Origin of the sequence: Georgenia yuyongxinii, from assembly GCF_006352065.1 — a bacterium.
In the GTDB taxonomy this organism is placed as follows: Bacteria; Actinomycetota; Actinomycetes; order Actinomycetales; family Actinomycetaceae; genus Georgenia; species Georgenia yuyongxinii.
Genome location: NZ_CP040915.1, coordinates 965,657 through 990,635 on the forward strand (window position 1 = coordinate 965,657; position 24,979 = coordinate 990,635).

The 24,979-nt window shown below is 68.5% G+C and carries 17 protein-coding genes and 2 pseudogenes; 10 read left to right on the top strand and 9 right to left on the bottom strand.

The genetic code is table 11. The features are described from left to right. Nucleotides 1-15: 15 nt before the first annotated feature. The 4 genes from FE374_RS04350 to FE374_RS04365 are packed head-to-tail and all read right to left on the bottom strand — an operon-like array spanning nt 16 to nt 3,186. The gene (locus FE374_RS04350) at nt 16-1,095 is read right to left on the bottom strand and encodes a carbohydrate kinase family protein (RefSeq protein ID WP_139927410.1); all 1,080 of its coding nucleotides are present in this window, start codon (nt 1,093-1,095) and stop codon (nt 16-18) included. Next, nucleotides 1,092-1,415, bottom strand: a complete 324-nt coding sequence (locus tag FE374_RS04355) for an exodeoxyribonuclease VII small subunit (protein ID WP_456319086.1) — start codon at nt 1,413-1,415, stop codon at nt 1,092-1,094. The genes FE374_RS04350 and FE374_RS04355 overlap by 4 nt, the downstream gene beginning before the upstream one ends. Nucleotides 1,416-1,427: 12 nt before the next feature. After that, nucleotides 1,428-2,726, bottom strand: a complete 1,299-nt coding sequence (gene xseA, locus FE374_RS04360) for an exodeoxyribonuclease VII large subunit (RefSeq protein WP_139927411.1) — start codon at nt 2,724-2,726, stop codon at nt 1,428-1,430. Between the two features lie 37 nt (nt 2,727-2,763). After that, nucleotides 2,764-3,186: a DUF3151 domain-containing protein gene (locus FE374_RS04365; RefSeq protein ID WP_139927412.1), complete on the bottom strand. Its 423-nt coding sequence runs from the start codon at nt 3,184-3,186 to the stop codon at nt 2,764-2,766. Nucleotides 3,187-3,261: 75 nt separating this feature from the next. Between FE374_RS04365 and FE374_RS04370 the strand changes: the two genes are divergently transcribed. After that, a complete protein-coding gene (locus tag FE374_RS04370) occupies nt 3,262-4,422 on the top strand; it encodes a 4-hydroxy-3-methylbut-2-enyl diphosphate reductase (protein ID WP_139927413.1) in 1,161 nt (386 codons plus the stop codon). Between the two features lie 63 nt (nt 4,423-4,485). On the opposite strand, the gene FE374_RS04375 is transcribed toward FE374_RS04370, so the two are convergent. Next, nucleotides 4,486-5,742 carry a DNA recombination protein RmuC gene (locus tag FE374_RS04375; protein WP_223173641.1) on the bottom strand — a complete coding sequence of 419 codons (1,257 nt, stop codon included), beginning with the start codon at nt 5,740-5,742 and terminating at the stop codon, nt 4,486-4,488. A 161-nt stretch (nt 5,743-5,903) separates the two neighbouring features. On the opposite strand from FE374_RS04375, the gene ychF reads away from it, so the two are divergent. Further along, nucleotides 5,904-6,989, top strand: coding sequence for a redox-regulated ATPase YchF (gene ychF, locus FE374_RS04380; protein WP_139927414.1), 1,086 nt, complete (start codon nt 5,904-5,906; stop codon nt 6,987-6,989). A gap of 410 nt (nt 6,990-7,399) precedes the next feature. Here the strand turns inward: ychF and FE374_RS04385 are convergent, their stop codons facing one another. Next, nucleotides 7,400-8,260, bottom strand: coding sequence for a hypothetical protein (locus FE374_RS04385; protein WP_139927415.1), 861 nt, complete (start codon nt 8,258-8,260; stop codon nt 7,400-7,402). Between the two features lie 392 nt (nt 8,261-8,652). Between FE374_RS04385 and FE374_RS04390 the strand changes: the two genes are divergently transcribed. Together FE374_RS04390 and FE374_RS04395 are read left to right on the top strand one after the other, a co-directional pair. After that, complete coding sequence (locus tag FE374_RS04390) at nt 8,653-9,654, top strand: AAA family ATPase (protein WP_139927416.1); 1,002 nt, start codon at nt 8,653-8,655, stop codon at nt 9,652-9,654. Nucleotides 9,655-9,659: 5 nt separating this feature from the next. Further along, nucleotides 9,660-12,206 (top strand): S8 family peptidase, encoded by a 2,547-nt coding sequence (locus FE374_RS04395; protein ID WP_139927417.1) that lies wholly within the window; start codon nt 9,660-9,662, stop codon nt 12,204-12,206. A gap of 448 nt (nt 12,207-12,654) precedes the next feature. On the opposite strand, the gene FE374_RS04400 is transcribed toward FE374_RS04395, so the two are convergent. Together FE374_RS04400 and FE374_RS04405 are read right to left on the bottom strand one after the other, a co-directional pair. Continuing rightward, nucleotides 12,655-13,776, bottom strand: coding sequence for a tyrosine-type recombinase/integrase (locus FE374_RS04400; protein ID WP_139927418.1), 1,122 nt, complete (start codon nt 13,774-13,776; stop codon nt 12,655-12,657). Between the two features lie 57 nt (nt 13,777-13,833). Further along, nucleotides 13,834-14,073 carry a helix-turn-helix transcriptional regulator gene (locus tag FE374_RS04405; RefSeq protein ID WP_230978450.1) on the bottom strand — a complete coding sequence of 80 codons (240 nt, stop codon included), beginning with the start codon at nt 14,071-14,073 and terminating at the stop codon, nt 13,834-13,836. A gap of 107 nt (nt 14,074-14,180) precedes the next feature. Here FE374_RS04405 and FE374_RS04410 point away from each other — a divergent pair, with 107 nt between their 5' ends. Continuing rightward, on the top strand, nt 14,181-14,810 hold the full coding sequence (locus FE374_RS04410) for a helix-turn-helix domain-containing protein (protein WP_139927419.1): 630 nt from the start codon (nt 14,181-14,183) through the stop codon (nt 14,808-14,810). Here FE374_RS04410 and mobF read toward each other — a convergent pair. Continuing rightward, nucleotides 14,800-17,364, bottom strand: coding sequence for a MobF family relaxase (gene mobF, locus FE374_RS04415; protein ID WP_223173642.1), 2,565 nt, complete (start codon nt 17,362-17,364; stop codon nt 14,800-14,802). The two genes, FE374_RS04410 and mobF, sit on opposite strands and share 11 nt — an antisense overlap. Before the next feature lie 645 nt (nt 17,365-18,009). Here mobF and FE374_RS04420 point away from each other — a divergent pair. The 5 genes and pseudogenes from FE374_RS04420 to istB all read left to right on the top strand — a co-directional run bounded on the left by FE374_RS04420 (nt 18,010) and on the right by istB (nt 24,929). Then, a complete protein-coding gene (locus tag FE374_RS04420) occupies nt 18,010-19,266 on the top strand; it encodes a hypothetical protein (RefSeq protein ID WP_139927421.1) in 1,257 nt (418 codons plus the stop codon). Between the two features lie 272 nt (nt 19,267-19,538). Then, complete coding sequence (locus FE374_RS04425; protein ID WP_139927422.1) at nt 19,539-21,677, top strand: hypothetical protein; 2,139 nt, start codon at nt 19,539-19,541, stop codon at nt 21,675-21,677. Between the two features lie 622 nt (nt 21,678-22,299). Beyond that, nucleotides 22,300-23,112 carry a DUF7669 domain-containing protein gene (locus tag FE374_RS04430; protein WP_139927423.1) on the top strand — a complete coding sequence of 271 codons (813 nt, stop codon included), beginning with the start codon at nt 22,300-22,302 and terminating at the stop codon, nt 23,110-23,112. Nucleotides 23,113-23,342: 230 nt separating this feature from the next. Further along, nucleotides 23,343-24,151, top strand: a pseudogene (locus FE374_RS20365) (Mu transposase domain-containing protein); the annotation flags it as partial. Continuing rightward, nucleotides 24,151-24,929 (top strand): annotated as a pseudogene (gene istB, locus FE374_RS04440) (IS21-like element helper ATPase IstB). The pseudogenes FE374_RS20365 and istB, both read left to right, overlap by 1 nt. Nucleotides 24,930-24,979: the final 50 nt, after the last annotated feature.

Below are 24,979 nucleotides of genomic sequence, written 5' to 3' on the forward strand. Positions count from 1 at the left end.
CGCAGGGCGCCCGCCCTACCGGGCGCTGAGCTCGGCCCGGGTGGGTGGGTTGGCGCCCTCGCGCGAGACCGTGATTGCCGCGATCCGCGCGGCCTGGTCGAGCACCCGTTGCAGAGTCCCGGCGTCGATCTGCGCCAGGGCCGCGCGGCGGTCCGCGCCCAGCAGCCCCGCGGCCCACAGCCCGTCGATGAGCCCGGCGCTGAAGGAGTCCCCGGCGCCGACGGAGTCGACCACCTCGGCCGGTACGGCCGCGACGTCCAGCTCGAGTCCGCCGGCGGTGACCGCCCACGCCCCACCGGCGCCCTGGGTGACCACGACGATCGCCGGCCCCGAACGCGCCCACTGCCGGGCGACCGCCAGCGGGTCGGCGTCGGGCACGAGCCAGGCGAGGTCCTCGTCGGAGACCTTCACGACGTCGGCCTGCACGACGAGAGCCTCGACCAGGGTCCGCGTTGCGGTGGACTCACCCATGAGCGCCGGGCGGACGTTCGGGTCGAGGCTGATGGTGGCGGTGTCCCGGTACCGGGTGATCGTCTCGGCGACGGTGGCCGCCCCCGGCTCGAGCACGGCGGCGATCGACCCGGTGTGCACCACGAGGGGCTCGACAACCGGCTCGGGTACCGGCGGGGCCCACTCCAGATCGAAGACGTAGGTGGCGGCGCCCGTCTCGTCCAGGCGCGCGCGGGCGGTCGAGGTGTGGCTGGCCCGCGCGGAGGCGGCGGAGAGCCGGACGTTCTCCAGCTCCAGGTGCGAGCGCAGCACGCTGCCGTGGGCGTCGGCGCCGAACCAGCTGACCAGCTCGACGTCGCGGCCAAGACGGGCCAGGCCCACGGCCACGTTGGCCGGTGAACCGCCCGGGTGCTCGGCGGGCTGCTCGCCGGGGCGCTCGACGATGTCGATGAGTGCCTCGCCGATCACCAGCGCCGCGGCGTCGTCGTCGTGGTCGCCGGGCAGCGTCCCGGGCTCGGCCCCCCAGGCGCGCGACGTCGGCGGCGGGGGCGGGGCCTGCAGCTCGGGGTCCCCGCCCGGTGTATTGCCGGCAGAGGTGGGTGGCTCGGCGCCATCCGCGGGACGCCGGCCGCGGGCGTCGCTCATGCGTCCTCCTCGCCCAAGCCGGCCGCGTCGCCCTCGAGGGCGACCTCGCGGGCGTTGTCACCGGCGGCGCCGGCTCCGCCGGGGGCGCCGACGGGCTGACCGTCGCCGGCCCGGGCCGCCTCGAGGCGCTCGCGGGCGCCGTCGAGCCAGGCCTGGCAGCGGGCGGCGAGGGCCTCGCCACGTTCCCACAGGGCTAGGGCGTCCTCCAGCGAGGTCGAGCCGGCCTCGAGGTGGTGGACCACCTCGATGAGCTCGTCGCGAGCCTGCTCGTAGGACAGTGTGGACACATCCGGCCGCTCGGCCGCGTCGATCTGGGGCACGGCGTCAGTGTCCTACAGGGCGCCGACATCCGCAGGCGGCAGCTGCTCTGCCGCGGCCGCGACCACCTCCACGTCGAGCCGGCCCGAGCCGAGCAGGGCCTCGAGCCGCTGGCCCGGCTCGACGCCGGCCGACGACTGGACGACGTGCCCGCGCTCGTCGCGCAGCACGGCGTAGCCCCGGGCGAGCGTGGCGGCGGGGGAGAGCGCCCGCAGCTGGGCGTGCGTGGCGCGCAGGTCGCCCGCCGCCCGCTCGGTGCGCCAGCGCACCGCCTGCAGCGCCGCCGTGCGTAGCCTGGCCACCTCCTCGGCGCGGACGGTGACGAGGGCGTGCGGGTTCGCGACCACGGGCCGGGACCGCAGGTGGTCCAGGCCACGCCGCTCGGCGGCGAGGCGTCCGGCGATCGCCTGGCGGATGCGCTGCCGGGACTGGGCGAGCCCGCGGCGCTGCTCGGCGACGTCCGGCACGATCCGCTTGGCCGCGTCCGTGGGGGTGGACGCGCGGTAGTCGGCCACCAGGTCGAGCAGCGGGCTGTCCGTCTCGTGCCCGATCGCCGAGACGATCGGCGTGCGGCAGGCTGCGGCGGCACGGACCAGGGCCTCGTTCGAGAAGGGCAGCAGGTCCTCGACGGCGCCACCACCCCGGGCGATGACGATGACCTCGACCGCGGGATCGGCGTCGAGCTCGCGCAGCGCGGCCAGGACCTCGGGCACGGCGCGCGCCCCCTGGACCGCGACCTCACGGATCTCGAAGTGGAGGGCCGGCCACCGGGCGTGGGCATTGACGACGACGTCGTGCTCGGCCTTGGACTCGCGTCCGCAGATCAGCCCGACTCGCCGGGGCAGGAAGGGCAGCGGCAGCTTGCGCCCGGCGTCGAAGAGTCCCTCCGCCGCCAGCACCCGCTTGAGGTGCTCGATGCGGGCCAGCAGCTCGCCGACGCCGACCGGGCGCAGCTCGTCCGCCTGCAGCTGCAGGGACCCTCGCTTGGGCCAGAACGTGGGCTTGGCGTGGACGACGACGTGGGCGCCTTCCTGCACCGGTGTGGGCATGGCGGCCAGCACCCGGGCCTGCACGGCCACGGGCAGCGACATGTCCGCGGCCGTGTCGCGCAGGGTCAGGAAGGCGAGCGAGGCGCCGGGGCGCCGGTTGAGCTGGACGATCTGGCCCTCGACCCACAACGGGGACATGCGGGCGATGTACTCGTCGATCTTCGACGACAGCAACCGCACCGGCCACGGGTTCTCGGCGGTGGTCTCACCGGCGCGGGCGGCCAGGCGTCGCGGGGCGGGGGTGGTCTGCTCGCCGATACTCACGGAGCCACCCTCTCACCGCCCTCCGACGGCTCGTCTGTCACAGCGCGTTGGTGAGCGCGTTCCGCCACGCTGGGTCGGAGTCGTCCAGCAGGCGGTGGCACCGCGCCGTCTCGTCGTCCTCCCCGATGGCGGCCGCGGCGTCGGCCAGCGCCCAGACGGAGCGCAGGAAACCCTGGTTGGGCAGGTGGCTCGCCGGGACGGGGCCCTGACCGCGCCAGCCGGCCTTGCGCAGGGCGTCGAGGCCCCGGTGGTAGCCGGTGCGGGCGAAGGCGTACGCGGCGACCGGGTCGCCGCTGTCGAGCGCCGTACGGGCCAGGGCAGCCCAGGCCGCGCTGGCGGCCGGGAACCGGGCGGCGACGGCGCGGGCATCCTCGCCGTCGGCGAGGGCCGTGCGGGCGGGTGCGTCAAGGTGGTCCGGCAGCAGGGTGGGCGCGGGGTCGCCGAGCAGGTTCGTGGGCATGGGGCCATCGTGCCACCGGTGTGCAGTGCGCCACGGAAGATGGCCGCCGCTGCAGGCCCCACGTAACCTGGCCAGGTGACCGCTGCTTTCGCCCCCGCCCCCCGTCCCGCCGTAGGCCCGACGGCCGGTTCCTCGCTCGCGGGGGCCTCGGCCTTCCCCGCCCCCGTCGAGTCGACCCCTGCGCTCGACGGCAAGCGGATCCTGCTGGCCGCCCCGCGCGGGTACTGCGCGGGGGTGGACCGTGCCGTCGACGCGGTGGAGAAGGCACTCGAGCTCTACGGCGCACCGGTGTACGTGCGCAAGGAGATCGTCCACAACAAGTTCGTGGTCGAGTCCCTCAGCGCTCGCGGGGCGGTATTCGTCGACGAGACGGACGAGGTGCCCGAAGGGGCCCGCGTGGTCTTCTCCGCGCACGGGGTCTCACCGGCCGTGCACGCCCAGGCCGCTGCCCGGAACCTGGCCACCATCGACGCCACCTGCCCGCTGGTGACCAAGGTGCACAAGGAGGCCGTCCGCTTCGCCAACGACGACTACGACATCCTCCTCATCGGGCACACGGGCCACGAGGAGGTCGAGGGCACCCAGGGGGAGGCCCCCGAGCACATCCAAGTGGTCAACGGCGCCGAGGACGTCGACGCCGTACAGGTGCGCGACCCGGAGAAGGTCATCTGGCTGTCGCAGACCACCCTGTCCGTGGACGAGACGATGCAGACGGTCCGGCTTCTCCGCGAGCGGTTCCCGCACCTGCAGGACCCGCCCAGCGACGACATCTGCTACGCCACGCAGAACCGACAGGTGGCGGTGAAAAAGCTAGCCCCTCATGCCGACGTCGTCATCGTGGTGGGCTCCGCGAACTCCTCGAACTCCGTGCGCCTGGTCGAGGTGGCCCTGGAGGCCGGCGCCGGGGCCGCGTACCGGGTGGACACGGCCGACGAGGTGGACCCCGCCTGGCTCGCCGGCGCGACCTCTGTGGGCCTGACCTCCGGCGCATCGGTGCCCGAGATCCTGGTGCGTGACGTCGTCGACCGGCTCAAGGCCCTGGGTTACACCGGGGTTGAGGAGATCCGCACCACGACCGAGGACATCATGTTCTCGCTGCCGAAGAACCTGCGCGCCGACCTGAAGGCGGCCGGCGAGCAGCCGGACCGCCCGCACCGGGCGCGCCGCGACCGTGCTGCCACGGCGCGACGTACCGCAGTCGCGTCGGGGAGCACCGCAGTCGCGCCGAAGGGCTAAGGCCGCCCGCATGCTGAGGCCGCGGGTGGGCTGAGGGCCGCCGACCCGTGCCGCCGCCGGTGGCTAGGCCGACCGCCCGTCCAGTTCCGCCACCGCGAGCTCGGGTGCGGTGAACGTGCGGACCTGGGCGTCGTCGGTGTCGATCGGGTCCACCGCGAGGTCCTTCGTGGCCAAGGACTCGAAGTCCCGGGCTGTGACGAGGAGTCGTTGCTCCATCGAGGCGACCGTCTTGTTGTAGTGCTGCACGCTCGAGCGCAGCGACCGGCCGAGGGCAGTGACGTGCCCGGCGACCACTCCGAGCCGCTCGTAGAGGGTGCGGCCCAGCTCCAGCAGCTCGCGAGCCTCGGTGCTGACTTGCTCGGCCGACCAGATAGAGGCCGTCGTGCGCAGCAGCGCCAGGAGTGACGCCGGCGCCGTGGGGGCCACGCCCTGCCGCAGGGCGTGCTCCAAAAGCGTGGGATCGGCCTCCAGGGCGCTGGCGAGCAGACCCTCGGACGGCACGAACATGATCACCAGCTCCGGTGAGCCCGGCAGCTGCTCGTGGTAGCGCCGCTTGGCGAGGGCGTCCACATGCGCGCGCAGCGCCCGGGCATGCGCGGCAAGCAGACGCTCACGGCGTTCGGCCTCCTCGCCGGTGGTCCGGTCGCCGATCGCACTGGCCTCCAGATACGCGTCCATCGGCACCTTGGCATCCACGGCCAGGTACTTCTTGCCCGGCAGGCGCACCACCACATCCGGACGTCCGGCGGCGGCGTCACGGCGTGAGCCGGGGCCCCCTACCGCGCCGAGCGAGCGCTGCTCGGTGAAGTCGACATGGCGCAGCATCCCCGAGGCCTCCAGGATGCGACGCAGCTCGACCTCGCCCCACTGGCCCCGCGCGGATGTCGAACGCAGCGCGGACTCGAGCTGCGACGTCGTCCGCTGCAGCTCGACGCCGGAGCGGCGGGCGTGGTGGAGCTGCTCGGTGAGCACGGTGTACTGCTCGGTGCGCTCGCGCTCGAGGAGGGCGACGTGCTCGCCGACCTGGGTAAGCATCGTCTGCACGGGAGCCAGCGCACGCAGGACGTCGTGATCGTGGCGGGCGCGCTCCTGCAGGGCGTCCACCTCCTCCGCCAGCCGCTCCGCCCGCGCCTGGGCAGCGGCGGCCCTCGCCCGCAGCTCGGCCACCTCCGCCGCGGAGCCGGCGCCGACACCGCCGCGCGTGGCCGCCCGGGCAGTGGCCACCGCGAAGCCCAGCGCCACACCGACCACCAGCCCGAGGACCACCAGCACCACCGTCGTCATCTCCATGTCCAGCACCATGCCAGCGACCACTGACATCGACCGGTACCCGACACGGAGTTCCGCGGCGCGCCGACGTGCCGGCACGGGAGAGGGCGTCCGTGGCGGGCGTGCGCGGCCACGTTCGGCGGCGGGCGCCGTGCCGCGGGCGGTGAACGTCACAACGAGCTGCGGTCTTCCGGCACGTAGACTCGGCCCACGTGGCCCTCACCATCGGAATCGCCGGACTGCCCAACGTCGGTAAGTCGACCCTGTTCAACGCCCTGACCCGGGCGACCGTGCTCGCGGCGAACTACCCGTTCGCGACGATCGAGCCCAACATTGGCGTCGTCCCGCTGCCGGACCCCCGGCTGGGGAAGCTCGCCGAGGTCTTCGGCTCCGAGCGTCTCGTGCCCGCGACCGTCTCCTTCGTGGACATCGCGGGCATCGTCAAGGGCGCGTCGGAGGGAGAGGGCCTGGGCAACCAGTTCCTCGCGAACATCCGTGAGGCCGACGCGATCTGCCAGGTCACACGAGTGTTCAACGATCCCGATGTGGTCCACGTCGAGGGCAAGGTGGACCCCAAGGACGACATCGAGACGATCTCGACCGAGCTGATCCTCGCCGACATGCAGACCCTGGAGAAGGCCCTGCCGCGGCTGGAGAAGGAGGTGCGCGGCAAGAAGGTCGACCCGGAGGTGCTCGAGACCGCCAAGGGCGCGATGAAGCTGCTCGAGGAGGGCACGCTGCTCTCCGCCGGCGCCGCGCAGGCCGGGCTCGATCCGGAGGCGCTCGCCGGCTTTCAACTCATGACGACCAAGCCGTTCATCTACGTCTTCAACACCGACGACGCCGGCCTCGCCGACGAGGCCATGCAGGCGGAGCTGCGCGAGATGGTCGCCCCCGCAGACGCGATCTTCCTCGACGCCAAGTTCGAGTCCGAGCTCGTCGAGCTCGAGCCCGACGAGGCCGCCGAGATGTTGACCGAGAGCGGGCAGGACGAGGCCGGCCTCGACAAGCTCGCTCGCGTCGGGTTCCACACCCTGGGCCTGCAGACCTACCTCACCGCCGGCCCCAAGGAGGCCCGGGCGTGGACGATCCACAAGGGCTGGACCGCCCCGCAGGCCGCCGGCGTCATCCACACCGACTTCGAGCGTGGCTTCATCAAGGCCGAGGTCATCTCCTTCGAGCACCTCGTCGAGCTCGGCTCCGTGGCGGAGGCCCGGGCGCACGGCAAGATGCGCATGGAAGGCAAGGACTACATCATGCAGGACGGCGACGTGGTGGAGTTCCGCTTCAACGTGTGAATTGGCGTGTTTGTGCAGGTCAGGGCGGTGTTGGACTCTTCCAGTCCGCACACAGTCCGCAGGAGTCTTAGCCCGACGGCTCGAGCGGGCTACTACGTAGGCAAGATCTCTGGAGCCGGTGCCTACGACTGGCACGGCTAGGCATGACCTCGGCGGCCGTGTGACGGATCCCCTCGACGTGCTGATCGCGGCAGATCCGGACGCTGTATCGCGGTCAGGCCCAACTGTGCATTGAATAGACCTCGTCACCAAGAGACGCTTCACGCATCCGCTCATCAGCACGGCCGCGAGATGGCGAGGCGCGAGCCGGCGGCCAGTGCGCGGCAGATCCACGCCTCGTTGCCGCCCTCAGTGCGGCAGGATCGTGCGACGGCACGCCGCCTGCTAGCCCACGACGGCACCGGCGCTTGCTACGCCCGGGTCGTGTCCGGGGGTTTGTCCTCCTGCGAGGGGCTGCTCACTTGGTTCGCCACGCCCGACGCGTCATCCTTCCGCCACTGGAGGCGCGGCAGCCGGTCTTCGGCGTCGTAGCGAGTGATCACCGTGTCTAGGGCCTCCCTGGCATGGGGCTGCCACGCGCGCATCTCCTCCGAGCCGCGACCGAACACGTCGACAAGTGCGCTGAGCATCTGAAGCGTGCCGCCGACCACGGCGACCGCGTTATCGGCGCTGAACGCCACGTAGTGCCAGTCGACCCCGCGGTTGAGGTCGGGCCGCTCAACCGCGGGGCGGAAGTTGGCGTCCGCGTGGACGGCCCAGCCTCGGAAGCGGAACAGGTCGCTGATCCGTCGGCGATACTCGGGCACCGCGGCCGGGCGGACCTTCAGGTGATACCGCAGTGTCTCAAAGACGATGGTGTGGCGGGAAGTGCGGCGGCCGTTCGCCCGGGGCGTGCGCCACGTTTCGCGGTGTGGATGGTCCGGCGAGCGCGCCTGCACGGAGGCGTAGAAGGCGTCGACCGCGAAGGCCGCGGCGGAGATCGTTCGCATCGACGCGCGAAGCTCTGCATCTAGGAGATCTTGGAGGCCCTGCTCGTCGGTCGGCGGAGTCGGCCCAGCCAGTGCGCCCAACTCGGCCGCGATCGCCGCCCGCACGTCGAGCACGGCGATGGCGCCATCCACGGACTCGTGCAGCCAGTGCGGCCACATCTCGACGCGCAACTCCGGCGACACGGGGTCGACCTCGACCTGCCCGTCGTCGGTCATCCGGAACCCGAGCGACCCAGGAGCAAGACGCAACTGGGCGCCGCGCGGCAACATGATGCCTGGCATGACGCCGAGACTAGGGCCACGCCGCCACGTGCACCGCGTTGCAGCAATCTTCCCGCACGGCGGTGAGCCGCACCGACGAGTGCCCTCAGCCGACGGTTGAAGCGGGCAGCGACAGCCCTCGCCTACGGCTCGGTGTGGCGGCAGGATGAGTACTGATACTCGTACCGGCCCAAGGTGACGATCACCAACGGCAAGATGCTGGCGACGGGCATGGCGAAGGCGATCCGGGTCCGGCGCCCGCCCTAGCTGGGAGTTGCGCCGCAAGGTTTAAGGGCGAGCCTGTTCCTGTGTGTGCCACGACTCCATTCGTATCCGTGTGCCCGTCCGGCGGACGTTCCAAGAGCCGATAGAGTCAGGCTAGAGGCTGATCCGGAGTCGAGAGGGGGCGCACCGTGGCGACCAACGACCAGCTAAAAGCACTGGTCAAGAGCCATGCAGACGGTGATGATCCCCAGTTCTACTCCGTCGCGATGCAGGTTGCTGCGAAGGCTGCCCGGGCGGGGCAGTCAAAGTTCGCGCAGGAGCTGCGGGACCTCGTTGACGAACTGCGCCGGCGCGGGGCTGACAAGTCCCGCATTGCGTCTGTCGTCCCGGTCGCACAGCCGCGCGGTGAGCTTGCTTCCCTGCTGTCGGTTTCCTACCCCGACGCCCATCTGGGTGACCTGGTGCTGGCCGGCGACGTTGACGACCGGCTCCGTCACGTCCTGCTTGAGCAGCGCCAGCGAGACAAGTTGGCGCGGCACGGACTCAGGCCCGCCCGGAGACTCCTCCTGATCGGGCCGCCGGGGACTGGGAAGACCTCCACGGCCCGCGTCGTCGCGGGAGAGCTCGGGCTACCGCTATTTGCGATCCGGCTCGACACGATCATCACGAAGTACATGGGTGAGACGGCAGCGAAACTGCGGCTCATCTTCGATGCGCTCGCCGAGACGCGGGGCGTGTACCTCTTCGATGAGGTCGACGCGCTCGCGGGGGACAGGGCGGCATCGAACGACGTGGGCGAGATCCGCCGTGTCCTCAACTCGTTTCTTCAGTTCCTCGAAGAGGATACGTCGCAGAGCATCATCATCGCTGCGACTAACCACCCTGCCCTCCTGGACAACGCGCTGTTCCGGCGGTTCGACACCGTCATGGAGTTCGCGCTGCCGGACGCTGACAGTGCACGGGCCGTAATCGCCAACAGTCTTGCCGGGTTCCAGATCAGCAACCTGACGTGGAAGCGTGTCTTGGCGGCCGCCGAGGGCCTGAGCCATGCGGAGATCGTCACTGCGTCGGAGAACGCCGCCAAGCGCACCGTCCTTTCGGGCCGCTCTCGGATCCTGACCGATGACCTCGTTGGAGCGCTCCGAGAGCGCCCGCGGCGGCGTAGCAAGCAAGAGTCGTTGGGTGCATAGGCGGTATGGCCGAACGCGACCGCCCACACATCGTCATCTCCGCACCGCCAGACACCGAGGGCTTCACGTTCCCCAACAGGGGAGGCGCGCAGCGGCCGGAGTTCCCCGGTAGCCGGATCCGGCATGGCCGGCGGCTGAAGCGCGAGTTCGAGGACTCTTGGAAGGAAGCGGACGAGGATGAGGGCACCTACATCACCTTCGAGTCGTTCCCGGGAATCGAGCTCGCGCTGGAGAGCCTCGACCCCCAGGCCTCCGGTGAGCAACCGGAACTGGTCGCAGTCCGCACGCGCACCGTGGACGACCAGGTCGTGCAGGAGGCCACGGTCTACATCCCGTTTGGCAAGAAGGAGTATTTCCTCAAGCGGCTCACCAAGTACTTAGAGACTGCGCAGAACGATTCGGTCAAGAACGCCAAGCTCGTGGAAGCGATCAGCTCCATCCGGCGGGCGACCATCCGAGAGCTGTGGACCGACCCGGACGAGCAGTTCCCCAGCGACCCCACCCAGCCGCACTGGTGGGAGGTATGGCTGCGCAAGCGTGACGGCCGGGAGCAGGAGCGGTTCACTGTCTTCGCCGGGAGCCACCAACTTCGGACGAGCGCGCACTTCCTCGGGTTCAACGACCGGACGGTCATCCTCCTGAACGCGACAGTTAAGCAGCTGGCACAGACGTTTGAGGCACTCGACGATATCGCCGAGCTGCGCCGCCCGCACGACGTCTCGAGCTTCGTCACTGAGCTACCCGCGGCCGAGCAGAGAGAGTGGGTCGACGACCTGCTCTCACGGCTTCAGACCGCGGGCCCGGGCTCACCGGTGGTGTGCGTCCTGGATACGGGAGTCCAGGACGGTCACCCGCTGCTTGCCGGCTCGCTGGATCCCGCTGACATTCACGTCGCGGACCCCAACTGGTCGCTGCGGCCCACGAACCCGCACGGGACGGAGATGTCCGCGCTCGCCCTGTACGGCGACCTGGCCGCCGCGGTCACGAGCCAACACCCGGTCCGGCTGGAACACCGTCTCGAGTCGGTCAAGATCTTGCCCGACCGCGGCGACAACGAGAGGGATCTGCTGGGAGCCATCACGGCTCGCGCTGTGGACCGGCCGGAGATCGAGGCGGCCGGTCGGCCGCGTGTCTTCATGCTCGCGGTGACCGCCACGCAGGGCCCGGTGACCAGCGACGTCAACGGCCGGGACGGAGCGCGCGGTGAAGCAGGCAAGCCGACCTCGTGGTCTGCCGCTCTGGACGCGCTGGCGTTTGGCCGTGCCATCGACGACAGCGACGCTCAGCTGACCTACCTGGATCGCGACGAGCCGCGCCGACCTCGCCTCTTCGTCGTGTCGGCTGGGAACATCCGCGACCTGCAGCCAGGTGATGATCACCTGGCCCGCAGCGACCTCGAGCTGGTCGAGGATCCAGCGCAGGCGTGGAATGCCCTCAGCGTCGGTGCGTATTCGCCCAGAGACGACATGGCGGGTGCGCCGTCCGAGTTTGCCGGTTGGGTGCCGGTCGCACCTCGGGGCGAGCTGGCGCCCAGCAGCCGGACTTCGGTGTCCTTCGACCGGAAGAGCTGGCCGTTCAAGCCCGAGGTCGTCGCCGACGGCGGGAACACCGCGGTCTCACCGGATCGCACGGAAGTCGACACACCACCGAACCTCGCGCTGCTGACCACCAGGATGCAGCGCATCGGGGAGGGCTACTTCACCACAACGCGCGATACGTCTGCTGCGACCGCCCAGGTCGCCGCGATAGCTGCGGACATCGCCGCGGCGTATCCGGACCTGCGTCCGGAGACCGTCCGCGCCTTGGTCGTTCACTCCGCGGAGTGGACCGAGGCGATGAGAGGGCACTTTTCCGGCGCGGCAACGAGGGCTGCCGTCGTGACGCTGTTGAGGCGATACGGCATGGGCGTCGCGGACCGGGAGCGCGCACTCCGTTCCGCTGTCGACGCGCTGACGCTGGTGGCTGAGTCCCAGTTGCGCCCCTTCGAGCACGAAGGCAGCGGCGACGGCAGGACACGGGAGATGAACCTGCACCGGCTACCGTGGCCGTCGGAGGTTCTCGAGCAACTCGGCGCCGAGGACGTGCGCCTGCGCGTCACGTTGTCCTACTTCATCGAGCCGAACCCGTCGAGCCGCGGCTGGAACGGCCGGTACGCCTACCCCTCCTTCGGGCTCCGGTTCGCAACCAAGCGTGCGGAGGAGAGCGTCGACGCATTCCGGCGCCGGATCAACGCTAGGGCGCGCGACGAGGGACACAACACCACATCGCGCGGGACAGAGAGCGGGTGGCTCCTCGGTGCGGAGCAACAGCAGGCGGCTGGGTCCATCCACACCGATATCTGGACCGGCAGCGCTGCCGACCTGGCAAGCAAGGGTGTGATCGCGGTGTACCCGGTCGCGGGATGGTGGAGGCGGCGGCCCCGGCTCGACCAGAGCGACCGTGGTGTCGACTACTCCCTCGTGCTCAGTATCGAGTCGCCCAACGTCGAGGTCGACCTGTGGACGCCGGTGATGCAACAGATCGCGACGCCGATCGAGATCGAGACCAGGTAGCACGAGCCGACGTGCCCGACCCAGCGCGCTGCACGTGCTTCGGCGCGTGGGTGGCCTCCTGATGGACAGCGCAAAGCGGAGCGCCCAGTAACTGGGCCTAGAACCGTTGGACAACGGTTGAAACCTGTTCGAGGGATGCGCCGAAAACCGTCCGGCTAAGTCGAGAATCGTTGAGATTCTGCTAATCCTGCTGGTCGGGGATGCTCGCCGACGAACCAGAAACCACTGCGCTATGGGACGGCAGACAACTCGGATCTTGGAGAGAAGGTGAGAGCTTCAAGTCCCTCAGCCTGCAGTGACTCCCGGTGAACCGGTCAACCGGTTCCGGCGCTGGGCCGCCGGCCGCCGGTCATCGGCAGATCCGCGCGTCCAGCACCCCGCGCTGGACGCGCACAGGCGGCGAACGAGGCGACGCCCGGGGCGGTACATCTGCGATCGAAGCCACTGCTCACCCGCCCGTGCTCGCCGCCAACTCGGCTGGGGGCGTGGCAGGCTCGCCGAGCGACACGGACATGATCGACTCCGCTGCCTTCCTCGTGCGGTCCTCGGCCGTGGGCCAGAGGTGGGCGTAGGTGTTGAGGGTCGTTGTCGCCTTCGAATGGCCGAGCGAGCGCTGGACGGTCACGACGTCGCATCCGGCCGCGATGAGCCCAGAGGCGTAGAAGTGCCGGAGGTCGTGGAGCTTGATCCCGAACAATCCGGCGTCGCGCAGCGTCTTGCGCCACCAGTAGGCGACAGTGTTCTGGTGTGGCGGGCCCTTCTCCTCGCCGGCGAAGAGCCAGCGATTTTTGCCTGTGGTGCCGTACTTGGCGACGTGCTTGGCGAGCACGTTGACCAGGCCGTCGGCGACGTAGACCACGCGCTCGGAGCCGTACTTCGGTGCTCGGACGTCGATCTCTCCGCCGTTGAGGCGCTGGACCTGGCGGGACACCTTGAGTGTCTTGCGTAGGACGTCCACGTCGCCGAGTTGGACTCCAGCGGCTTCGCCGAGCCGCAGGCCGGCGAACGCGCAGAGGGCGATGAATGGCTGGAACCGTTCGTCGGCCGCGGTCATGAGTCGGCCCACCTCCTCCGGGGTGGGGATCGACATGGCGACGTCCGCGCGACGTCGACGGGGGAGGCGTACGCCGTCGGTCGGGTCGGAGCCGATCACCCTGTCCTTGACGGCGGCGCGGAACACCGACCTGACGTTCACGTACCGCGTCTTGATCGTGCCGGGGGCGAGGCCGCCGGCGTTCATCTGCTTGATCCAGGCCTCGACGTCGGATCGGCGGACCTGCCTAATCGGCTTCCCCGCGAAGGGCGTCGACCCGGCCTCCAGCGACATCGCGAGCACGGTGTTGTGTGCCCAGACCTGGCGGGCCGACCACTCGCCGAAGTAGGCGGCGAACGTGATCCGTCCGGCCTGGGGATCGGCGTACGTGCCGGTGACCACGGCGGAGGTGACCTGATCCAGCCACTGCTGGGCATCGATCTTGCGATCGAAGTGCCGTGAGTGTTCCTTGCCGGCCTCGTCGCGGTACCGCGCCCGCCACTTGCCGTTCGCCCGTTTGGCGATGTTCCCCGCCATGACGATGCTCCTTCCGGGATGACTCCATGGTTCTCCGAGATCGGAGGACGAGGGGTGTCAGCGGTGGTTCTGTGGACGGCTGGCTTGCTCGGTGAGCCAGCGGATGAGGTCGGCGCGCCAGTAGCGGACGTGGCGGCCGATCTTGAAGCTGTGCGGTCCGGCGCCGAGGTGGCGCCAGTAGCGCAGGGTGCCTTCGGGGATGCGGAGGAAGGCGCAGGCCTCCTGGAGCGTGAGCATCTCGTCGCCGGGGTTCTTCATGGGGCGGTTCTCGATGGGGTTGGTCGGTGATGCGGTCATGGTCGTTGCTCCTCGGGGCTCGACCCGCCTGGGCCGCTGGCCGGTGCCTCCGGCTTCACTAGGAGGTGTGTATGGCGCACCGATCGATGATCGGGGATCATTGAGCCGTGCTGCAGGTGACGGTGATCGTGTCCGCCCGGAAGGCGGCGGGCTTGTCGCAGCGTCGTTTCGCGGAGCTGGCGAGGACCCAGCAGTCGTCGGTGTCGGAGTACGAGAAGCGCCGGAAGTCACCGACGCTCGAGGTCGTCGAGAGGTTGCTCGACGCTGCGGACGCCGAGCTCGCCGTGAAGCGGCGGGTCGACTTCGTCTACCTCAAGGACCCGGTGCTCGGGTCGTTTGCGGTGCCGAACCGGCTGTGGCAGGTCCCGGTGCCCCGGTGCTTCTCCCGCGTCCAGGTCTTCCCGTTCATGGGATACGCGGACGGCAAGGAGATCTGGGACCTTTCGGATCCCGCCGAGCGGATCGAGTATTACGAGCTGGTGCTGTGCCGAGGCCTCGACGACATGATGCTCGAGACGGTCGACGCCGCGCTCTTGGTCGAAGCTTGGCGCCACATGCACCTTCCTGATGCGGTCCGCGCGGCGTGGCAGCCGTTGATCGACGAGGCCAAGGGTGGGGCCTCCCGTGAGGATCCGCCGCTCGACCCCGCCGGGATCAACGCGCGGATGGCGGCGGAGATCGGCATCACCTGGCAACCGGGGGTCTTGGTGGGGCGGGGCCGTCCGGTCAGAGGCTGAGGCTGCGGTCGCAGGCGGCCGTGGCTGGTCGACGGCGTTGGGGGCCGTAGCGGTCGATCGCCTCGCGTGCCTGGCGGCGCGCCATCGCTGGGCCGAGGTCGGCGCGGTCGCGGCTGAAGATCTCGATCCACTGACCGCGGGCGACGTCGACATTCTCGGCGACGAGGTGAGCGACGTTGGTCTGCCGACCGCGGGTCATGGCGACGTACGCCGATGCGGCGCCGGTGTGTTCGCCGATGGCGACGTGGGCGTTCGTGACGGTGCTGCCCTGGGCGCCGTGGACGGTGGTGGCGTAGGCGAGCTCGACGAACCGTGCCGCGTAGGCCGCCGGGATCTCCCGGTCCCGCCCCCGACCGTGGAGATGCAGGCTGCCATCCTTGCCGACCCGGGTGACGGTCCACGTCTGGCGGTTCGCGACCTGCAGGGCGGGATCGTTGCGTCGGGTCGCGACGCGGTCTCCGATCCCGATCCGGTCGCCGCCGGCGGTGGTGATCTCCGTGTGCGCGCGCTCGTGGCGCCGGTGGTGCCGGATGGCCGCGTTGAGGTCGGCGACCTGTTCGCGCGTGTCGGCGATGACGAGATCGCCGCTAGCGCCGGCGTCGGCGAGGACGGCGGTGCGTTCGACGTCGGAGGCGTGAATCGCGATGTGTCCGCCGCGGCGGAGGGCGTCGAACACCCGACCGGCGTCGTCGCCCATGCGCATGCGCAGACTCAACGCTGCGTACTCGGGATCGGCGAACCGGTGCACCTTCTCCAGGGTGACGGCGGCGGTCGGGTGCGCCCACGCCGCCGCGTGGTCCAGCACCCCGCCGCGCCCGACGGCGGGGAGCTGGTGCCGGTCTCCGACGAACGCAACGCGTGCCTCGGTCTCGTCGGCGATGGTGAGCAGCGCCCCGGCGGTGTCTTGGTCGAGCATCCCGGCCTCGTCGATGAGCAGCAGGTCACCGGCCTGGAGCTGGGCGCTCGGATCGAGCGCTGGGTTCGGCTGGCGGCCCCATTGGCCGTCGGCGTCCCAGCGCCATCCGTGCTGGTGGATCAGCCAGGCGGCGGAGTGACCGTCAGCGCCGGTCTCTGCGGCTGCGACCTCGGCGGCCTTCAACGTCGGCGTCACGACCATGAGCCGATGGCCCCTGAGGGACAGCAGCCCCCGAGTGAACCGAAGCGTGGTGGTCTTTCTAGCACCCGCAGCGCCTTCGACCACCACGAGTGGTCCGTCCCCTGCCAGGGCACCGGCCACGGCGGCTTGGGTGGGGTCGATCCGGACCAGGCCGCGTCCGCCCACGCGGACCCTGCGGGCCGGCTGAGCCGCCCGGCGTGCGATCCGGGCGACGATGTCGGCCTCGACCTCGAGCACGTGCGGTGAGCTGAATGATCGGATGTGCTCGGGCACATCGGCCCGGTTGAGCAACGTGACGCACCGGCTGGCGGCCCGGGCGGTGATGTCCTCGGCGAGCTCGGCTCGCGCGGCCGGGTCGGCGAAAAGACAGGTCTGTGCGAGGAGGACCTCGGTCTTCCCGCGGATGTCCGCGGTGTTCCAGGCCGACCTCCTCGCCCCGAGGATGGTGACGACGAGGTCTGCAGCGACATCGCGGTCGATCCAACCCGGGCGTGGACCTGCCAGCGGAACGGATCTCGTGGGGTCGCGGTAGCCCAGCTCGCGCAGCTCGCCGTTCCAGCGGGCCACGAGCTCCTCACCGTCCTTCGGGACGACCTTGTCGGGGCGGGCTTCTGCCCACGCCCTCCGGTCCCACACCTCCCGCAGCCCGGGACCCGGCTCATCGCCGGGGTGCTTGCTGCGCCAGTCGGCTTCGTAGCGGTCCACGTTCCGCCGGATCTGTGCGGTGCGCGCGCTGAACGCCCCGACGTACGAGACCAGCTGGCGAATCTCGCTCGTCTCCGGATCGAGCGTCATCCCGCGCGCCGCGAGCACCGACCGGAATCGCGGGTCGGTCGCGACCGCGGCATGGCCGATGCCGTTGAGCGCCTCGATACTGTCGCGGACTCCTACGGAGTGGATACCGCGCCAGGCGCCGGCCGCGTCGACGCGGGCGTTGATCTGGAGATGAAGATGCCGGTGCGGATCACCAGCACGCGAGGTGTAGTGCCGGATGACCGCGGCCTCGATCCGCTCGACCGGTACCTGCACCTGCCGCCCACGCGGCCCGACTCGCGTCGTTGCGTGCTGGGCGACCCAGCTGACAATCTCGGCGGCGGCTTTGTCCTGGGCGGCGTCCAGCGCGGCAGAAATTTCTGGATGAAGCGCGGCGGCCAGCGACCAGGTCTTGGGTCCGTTGACGGTAACCTCGACGAACCGCAGCGCGCTCGCGTCCTTGCGGACCCAGCCCTGCGGGCGGCCGGTGTCGACGTCGATGCCGGCGACCCACTGCTCGTAGGTTTCGCCGTCCATCGAACCCGCGTGTTCGACGCTCTCCGGCGTCGCGGTGAGTCGCTCGGCGACGCCGGTTCCTTCACCGAGGTAGTAGTCGTCAGCCCGGGATCGATCGCGCTCGACGTAGGCCCGGGCGGCTTTCGCCGCGCCGCGGTAGAACTTCACCCCACCGTGCACCCGGACCACCGCCTCCGCGAACGTCCGTCGACAACCAACGGACCCCCAGAAATGCCATGTGGGCCGCCCGATCACGGGCGACCCATCTACGTCCTTCGTAGCATGCGTGCCGCTCGATGGGGAGTGCCGCTCGATGGGGAGTGCCTGAACTTGGTTGCGAAGCAATCGGTGGGAGCAGCTTTTTGGGGCCGTGGAGAGCCAACGATTTCCAGTGAGAACTAGAGATCGGGCACTGCCGCCACGCGAGAGTGGTTCCTTCACGAGCGGATCAAGGAGCATTGGACGCAGACAGGCCCCATACGTGGCTCCAATGCGGGACGCGCCGCCGGTCGGGTCTTACGGGACGCTCGACGTGTGACGGCACCTCCTGGTGGGGCGAGCCTCCGCTGGTGATTCGGCCATCGGGACAGCGGAGATGGGCGAGCATTGCCAGCGCTAGGATCGCGGCATGACCGGACGCCGCATTCTGTTTGGCGGCACGCTCGCCGGCGCTAGGCAACTGCCCTGGTCGGGCGGGCCGATCGAGCGGACAAGCTGTTGACACTTGACGGGGCGTAGGAACCGGAGATGTACGCGTGGTCGATTCGGTTCGTGCATCCTGAGCCAGTGACGACTCCGCGTGCAGGTCGGTTGGTGACCTCGCTAGATGTTCTCGATGACTTCTTCGGCGGTCTACCGGGTGCGGGCGCAGCCAAGAGCCTGACCCTTTCTCAGATCGACGAGTTGGGCGAGATGGTGAACACGACGGCCGCAAGACTGTCGAGGATGCAGCCCAGCACGGAATTGATCGGCGACTTGGTCTACCCGGGAGGCTGGCTAGGCAACGGCTGGCAGGACGAAATATTCCGGAACGAACTCAACTGCGCCCTCCTTTACGAGCCACGCTTGCTCGTGCACGACCCACTTGCTGAGTACTTCTTCTCGGACTTCAACCTGCTACCAGAGGTGGCCTTGGAAGGGCGGGGAGGGACGCAGGTCGTGGCTGGCGCCCGAATGTGGGCGAACCACGGGCGGCGAGTGCATCGAGGTGACGACGTCGAAGGGATCCGCGCCGACCTCGACTCCATTCTTGGAGTCCTGAACCTGTTTGAACCACTCATCCGAAGCGGCGTGATCGTAATGCGCAGCCAGTTCCCGATCCTCGAGAGGGAGCGGCATGCGTTGGCCGCCTCCGTACGTGCCGACCTCCGTTCCGCACCCACGGTTGCCACCGTGGCCCGTACCGAAGGGCTGCCACTCCCTCGCTGGGACAACCTGCGTGGCCTGCAAGTTACGCCGCCCGGAGGGCTCCTGGACCCTAACGACCGTGCGCAGTGGGAACCCGAGTTCTACTACCTCGCAAAGACCTTGATGTTCAGCCGCTCCGCCGCAGCTCTCTACGCCCCGGCCAGCGACAATGAGTTGGCGCTCCTGCAGACGAAGAGCGCCGAGTATCTCAAGGGGAAACGCTCGTTCGCCCCGAGCCAGCCGCTAATCCAGGAGGCGCTTCGTACGATGGCGCCGGACATGCGACTGGATCCCGTTACAGCCGTCAAGGTGCGCAGTTCGGAAGAGGCGTTCAACGCATGGCGCCAAGAATTGCGCACGTTGCAGCGCGCCAGCGTGGGCGTCGCCGACGCCGACGTCCCGCAACTCGTCAAGGACATGATGCAGCCGAAGGTCGACGAGGTGTGGAAGGCGGTCTCGAAGTCCGCCGTGTTGAGCCGGCGTGCACCCAAGAACCTCGGTCTGGCGCTCATCACGGGCATCGGTGCCCTGCCCGGTGGACTGGCCGCGGCGGCGGCTGCCGCCGCAGCGACCGGTGTCGGCGGATACTTAATGGACACGTTCGTTCGCCGCCAACTCGACGGCAGTAAGCCCGTGATCGCAGCGCTCCTGCACCAAAACTAAGCGCCAAGGTACAGGCAGGCAATTGCTTCATTGGCCCCGCGCTGGGCTCACGCACACCGGCTCACCCCGGCTGCCGTACCAAGACCGCGCGACCGCGTCGAGGATGTGGGCCTTTCAAGTGGGAGGCTCGACGCCACCGAGTTATCCGAACGGTATGGTGCAGCTCACCCTCATTTGCTGCTCCTGGCCTTTGCTTGCCTTGTCAGGTAAGACCCGCGATCGGAAAGCAAGACGAGCCCAATCGAGACCCCGAAAGACGTAAGGATTCAGAAGTGACAGACGCAGTAATCAATGATGACTACGTTCAGTCGTCCGATGCGCTTCTTGATGGTGGCTATGCGCTCATCGGTGCAGTTTATAGCCTCGTCAAGTTGCAGGGAGCGGCAACAAAGCGCGACCTCATACTCGCGGCCGCATCCCACGCACTACGCGGTGGTGATAAGACCGCAACAGAGGTCGGATCCGTCGTCAGTCAGGTTTGGCCAGGAGCGCGCACCGACCAATCGTCCGTCGACGAAGCACTCGCTGTCGGGCGGGAACTAAACCTTATGGCCCCAGTGGAGGGTCTGGACGGCGCTGTGCTTTGGCGGCTGACCGCCCTAGGCTCCGACGATGTCGACCGTCAGAGCGACTGGGTACACTTGATCAAGGACGCAGCGATCAAAGAGCTTCAGAGTCGCGCACAATCCGACAGTGGTCGGAGTGTCGATTATGAGACGGCGGAGCTGTGGCTAGAGCGAATCGTGGGCGGTCTTATCGTCGGGATCACTGCCTCGCAAGATGCATATCTGGGCCGTGTTGAGCATCTCATCACGCAACGACTCTCGCCTCGTGGTATCGATCAGAGTGTTGTGCTCGCAAAGATCGCCGCGTCAACTTCTGATCCTGACGTCGTGGCATTTCTCCAGGCTTGCGCGATAGCAGCTCTTGATCCGCTGGATCCCTTTGGTGCCGAGTTGGTCAGCCACATCACGACTGGATGTGTCTTGCATTCGTACATTGCGGGGCGGGACTCCGCAGTGGTGCTTGACAATCTGGGAACCCCGCGCGGTCAACGCGCTCTTCTTGACACACCCGTCCTCGTCGAGCTCATCGGCCCGGTTCGCGTCAACGAACCTGCTAGAACCTCCATCCGTGCGGCTGTCGCGGCTGGGTGGGAAGTAGTGGCATGCGATCACACGCTTGAGGAATTGATAGCGCTGACTGAGCGCGAGGTGCCACGCATCAGGGAGAGCCTCAGGAGAGCTCATAATCAAGGCGTGCGCGCCGAATGGTATGCATCACTGGTAGCCGACCAACTGCCGAGCTACTGCATTGAGGCGCTTCAAGACGGCACGTACTCGTTGATCGAGCAAATGATCGAGGCCGCCAAGGCGATGGTGGATACTCTCGCAGAATTGGGAGTCACAGTTCGGCCGCACTTCAACGACCAAGACGCACACTACGTCAGCCGATGCAAGGACGCACTCGAGAAAGTCCTCGAAGGCGTTGGTGTTGGCCGATCGGCTGCGGTCATTCAGCGAGACGCGGATTCCATGGCGATGGTGTGGCGCCGGCGACGTAGAGAAACACCGAAGCGCGCATGGCCTGGTGGCTGGATCATCACTCCTGACAGGCACATGGCCACAGCATTTCGCTCATTGGATCGGGCGGATTCAGTGCCACTGACGCTATCGCTACCCCAGTGGATGATGATCCTGTCGGTCACGGTGCCACCCGCCGAGGTCGTTGATCTCGCATCGGCAGCTGCACTGCAACTTGTCGAAGAAGCGATGTGGTTGCTGCCATCTCGCTTTCCGAGCGACGTCGCGATGGACCTTGCCAAGCAGATCTCTCCCGATCATGGCGGGTCGGCAACAGATCTTCGCTACGCCCAACTGACACTAGACGCGGCACTGAACGGTGACGGTGGACCGCGCTCCGCTACCTCGATGGCCGCGGAAGTGCTCGAATCCCGTAACAGCCGGCGCGATCGGCAGAATGCGCTCGCGCTAGCGCGAGCCAAACGAGCGGAGACTGACGCGGGTCGTGAGGCGGACGCGGCTCGACGGATGGCCTCTGAGCAGAAGCGCATCGCGGATGAGGCGACGAAGGAGTCCCAAACATCTATCCAGAGGATGGAGGCGCTGAGGCAGCAATTAGCATGGGCGGGCATTCGGACCAAAAGAATTGTAATCACGCTCATCTGTGTCTTCGTGGGCGTAGTGCTAGGCGTCGGAGCGTGGCTGCTCGGAGTTGGGTACGTCGCCATCCTTGGGGCGCTCGGCGGGCTCGTCGTTGTAGGCGTCGGCGGGTACAGGTGGTGCAAGTCGGCTGAGGCAAAGCTGCTTCCGCTTCTGGTTGGCGCGGGTGTGGAGGTGATCTCGCTGGCGAGTGCTCTGGTCGGACTGTTTGTTGCGAACGGAGGTTAGAAATCGGGTCGTCGCTCGTCGGATGAGGGGAGGTGTCTATTCCGACCGGGGCCTCCAAGGGCGCAACTACAGACGGCCCCCTCGGCATTCGGCTATCCGGACCTTGAATGAGACCGTGTGGGCTATGAGGGAATTACTGTTCCAGATCCTTCCCCTCCGAGTTGTGCGCTGCTCCTGAGCGGGCGGTCCCGCAATACGCACCTGTTCTTTTGGGTCCGGTGGTGCCGCGACTCTGGTTTAGGTGGCTCTCCGCTCGTCGGGGCTGTAGCTGTTGCGTTAAGTGCATCCAGCGTGGAAAGCCGAAGCTTAGTCGGGCTAATAGTTGAATCTTGCGGACCCGGGTCGCCGGGGTTGAAAGTATCGAGCCAACGCCTGAGTGGAAGTGGAGCGTATTCCCTCTCTCCATTCGAGCCGTGGTATCTGTGCGGGGTGAGTATGAGTGGTCGCCGGGTTTGCCGGCCGCGTAGGCAAGGCCTCGCGGGTGCGGCGGCGCGTTCGCGCACAAGGTCGCACTCTTACGGTTCGTCGCCCTCGTACAGAAGTAGCACCTTGTGTTGGTCGCGCTCGTGGTAGGCGCGTCTCTCCTCCATGCTCGCCGCCGCCCCCGTGGAACTCTTGCGGGGTGAGCGACAGAGATGCGATGACGGTTTGGGAACTGCTCCGGGAGTACGCCGCGACACAGTCCGGGTCCTTCACCTCGCAAGAGGCGCTCTCATGGTTCCGTCGCCACGCGCCTGACAAGGCCAACGAACGGAACATCCGCACTCACATCCGCGGAGCCTCCTGGAACGTGGGTAACCGCCCGCAGTTCTCGACCAAGGAGCCGTTCCTTACCAAGCTCGACCGAGGTCTGTTTTGGCGAGCGCGTCTCGACGAGATCGAAGGCTGGCGGGCAGATGTACCCACTCCAACAGTTGAGCCGATGCCGGCTGCCCCGGCGGAGGGGCACTTAGTGTCAGAATGGCACACGGAGGACAATACCCAGCGCCTTCTCGTCGAATGGCTCGCTGGCGAGGGGTGGACTATCGCCCGAACGGCGAATACGGCCACACGAGAGCACGGCGTGGATGTGGTTGCCGAGCGAGAGGGGCAGCGCCTCGGGGTTGAGGTGAAGGGCTACCCGTCTCGCTTCTATGTCACCGGCCGGAAGAAGGGCCAGGTGAAGACCAGCACGCCCAAGGAGCAAGCGAAGAAGTGGTACGCGCATGCGCTCGTCCCGGCAATTCGCCTTCGGACCCACGAGCCTGACTCCGTGTCGGTGATGTGCTTCCCCGACTCCCGTGTGTACCGGCCGCTGTACGCGGACACCGCTTTGTCGTTGCGCGCAGCAGGCATCGACGTCTGGTTGGTCTCGCAGGATGGTGCCGTTGAGATTCTCGGCCAGTCCTCGCTGCCGGGGGAACGGCTCGACGCGAGGGTGCAGTTCGGACTCTGAGGTCGACGCGATCGCCGCCGAGTTCGACCAGATGCGAAGGGGCTCCCCGCCTCCCGCAGTCCGCAAACAGTCCGCAAGAAGTCCGGCGGAGCCCGATGAGCACCAACGAGACTCAACGGTCCGATAGTGACGTTCGTGCAGGTCAGAGCATGTTTTCGGTGTTTTCCGACGATGGCCGAAAACTACCAGATACCTCCGGAATCGTTCCGCTTCAACGTGTGAATCGGGAGCGTTTGCCGGTGTTGGTGATGGTCTCGGGGTACTCGCGGATGACGTTCGCGCTGATGATCCCTTCCCGCCAGGGACCGGACCTGATCGCCGGGCACTGGGCGCTGCTGTCCCGGATGGGCGCGGTCCCGCGTGAGCTGGTCTGGGACAACGAGGCCGCGGTCGGTTCCTGGCGCGCCGGGAAACCGAGGCTGACCGAGGAGTTCGAGGCCTCACGGCACGCTGGGCATCGGGGTCCACCAGTGCCGGCCCCGCGACCCGGAGGCCAAGGGGCTGGTCGAGTGGGCCAACGGGTATCTGGAGACCTCGTTCCTGCCGGGCCGTAGCTTCACCGGGCCCGCGGACTTCAACGCCCAGCTGACCGACTGGCTGGTCAGGGCCAACGCCCGCCACCACCGGCGGATCGGCTGCGCCCCGCAGGCGCGGTGGGAGCCGGACCGGGCCGCGATGCTGACCCTGCTGCCGGTCGCGCCCCTGATCGGTTGGCACACCCAGGTCCGCCTGCCGCGGGACCACTACGTCCGCCTGGATTCCAACGACTACTCCGTCGACCCGGTCGCGGTCGGGCGCACGGTCACCCGTGGCGGCCGACCTGGACACCGTCACCGTCCGCCTCGGCGACCGGGTCGTCGCCCGGCACGAGCGGTGCTGGGCACGCCACCAGAGCCTGACCGACCCCGCCAACCGGGCCGCCGCCCTCGCACTGGCCGCGGCCGCCCGACGCCTCGCGGTCCCGGCCGCCGACGGTGAGGTCGAGCAGCGCGACCTGACCACCTACGACCGCCACTTCGGCCTCACCGAGGTGGCCTGATGACTACCACGAGAGACATCACCGCCGAGCTGGCCTACCTGACCCGGGTGCTGAAGGCCCCGACCCTGCGCGAAGCCGTACCCCGGCTCGCCGAACGGGCCCGGACCGAGTCCTGGACCCACGAGGAGTTCCTCGCCGCCTGCCTGCAACGCGAGGTCGCCGCCCGCGAGACCCACGGCGGCGAGGGCCGCATCCGCGCCGCCCGGTTCCCCGCCCGCAAGTCCCTCGAGGACTTCGATTTCGACCACGCCCGCGGCCTCAAACGCGACCTCATCGCCCACCTGGGCACCCTGGACTTCGTCGCCAGCAAGGACAACGTCGTCTTCCTCGGCCCGCCTGGCACCGGCAAGACCCACCTAGCCACCGGCCTGGCGATCCGCGCCTGCCAGGCCGGCCACCGCGTCCTGTTCGCCACGACTCCCAGTGGGTCGACCGCCTCGCCACCGCCCACCACGATGGCCGGCTGCAAGACGAGCTGCGTCGTCTGGGCCGCTACCCCCTCCTCGTCATCGACGAGGTCGGCTACATCCCCTTCGAGCCCGAGGCCGCGAACCTGTTCTTCCAGCTCGTCTTCAACCGCTACGAACGCGCCTCCCTGATCGTCACCTCCAACAAGCCCTTCGGTCGCTGGGGCGAGGTCTTCGGCGACGACACCGTCGCCGCCGCCATGATCGACCGCCTCGTCCACCACGCCGAGGTCGTCGCCCTCAAGGGCGACTCCTACCGGCTCAAGAACATCGACCTCGGCCGCACCCACACCGGCGCGACCGACGACTAACCAACCAAGGAGAGGGGTCCATTTTCAGCCGTCGTTGACAGTCGTCATCG

Bases quoted from the DNA above. Each gene is read 5' to 3' on its own strand.
- FE374_RS04375 (WP_223173641.1), bottom strand. From the start codon at position 5,742: ATGTCAGTGGTCGCTGGCATGGTGCTGGACATGGAGATGACGACGGTG.
- FE374_RS04350 (WP_139927410.1), bottom strand. From the start codon at position 1,095: ATGAGCGACGCCCGCGGCCGGCGTCCCGCGGATGGCGCCGAGCCACCC.
- FE374_RS04365 (WP_139927412.1), bottom strand. From the start codon at position 3,186: ATGCCCACGAACCTGCTCGGCGACCCCGCGCCCACCCTGCTGCCGGAC.
- FE374_RS04405 (WP_230978450.1), bottom strand. From the start codon at position 14,073: ATGACCGCATCACCGACCAACCCCATCGAGAACCGCCCCATGAAGAAC.
- FE374_RS04385 (WP_139927415.1), bottom strand. From the start codon at position 8,260: ATGCCAGGCATCATGTTGCCGCGCGGCGCCCAGTTGCGTCTTGCTCCT.
- FE374_RS04400 (WP_139927418.1), bottom strand. From the start codon at position 13,776: ATGGCGGGGAACATCGCCAAACGGGCGAACGGCAAGTGGCGGGCGCGG.
- FE374_RS04395 (WP_139927417.1), top strand. From the start codon at position 9,660: ATGGCCGAACGCGACCGCCCACACATCGTCATCTCCGCACCGCCAGAC.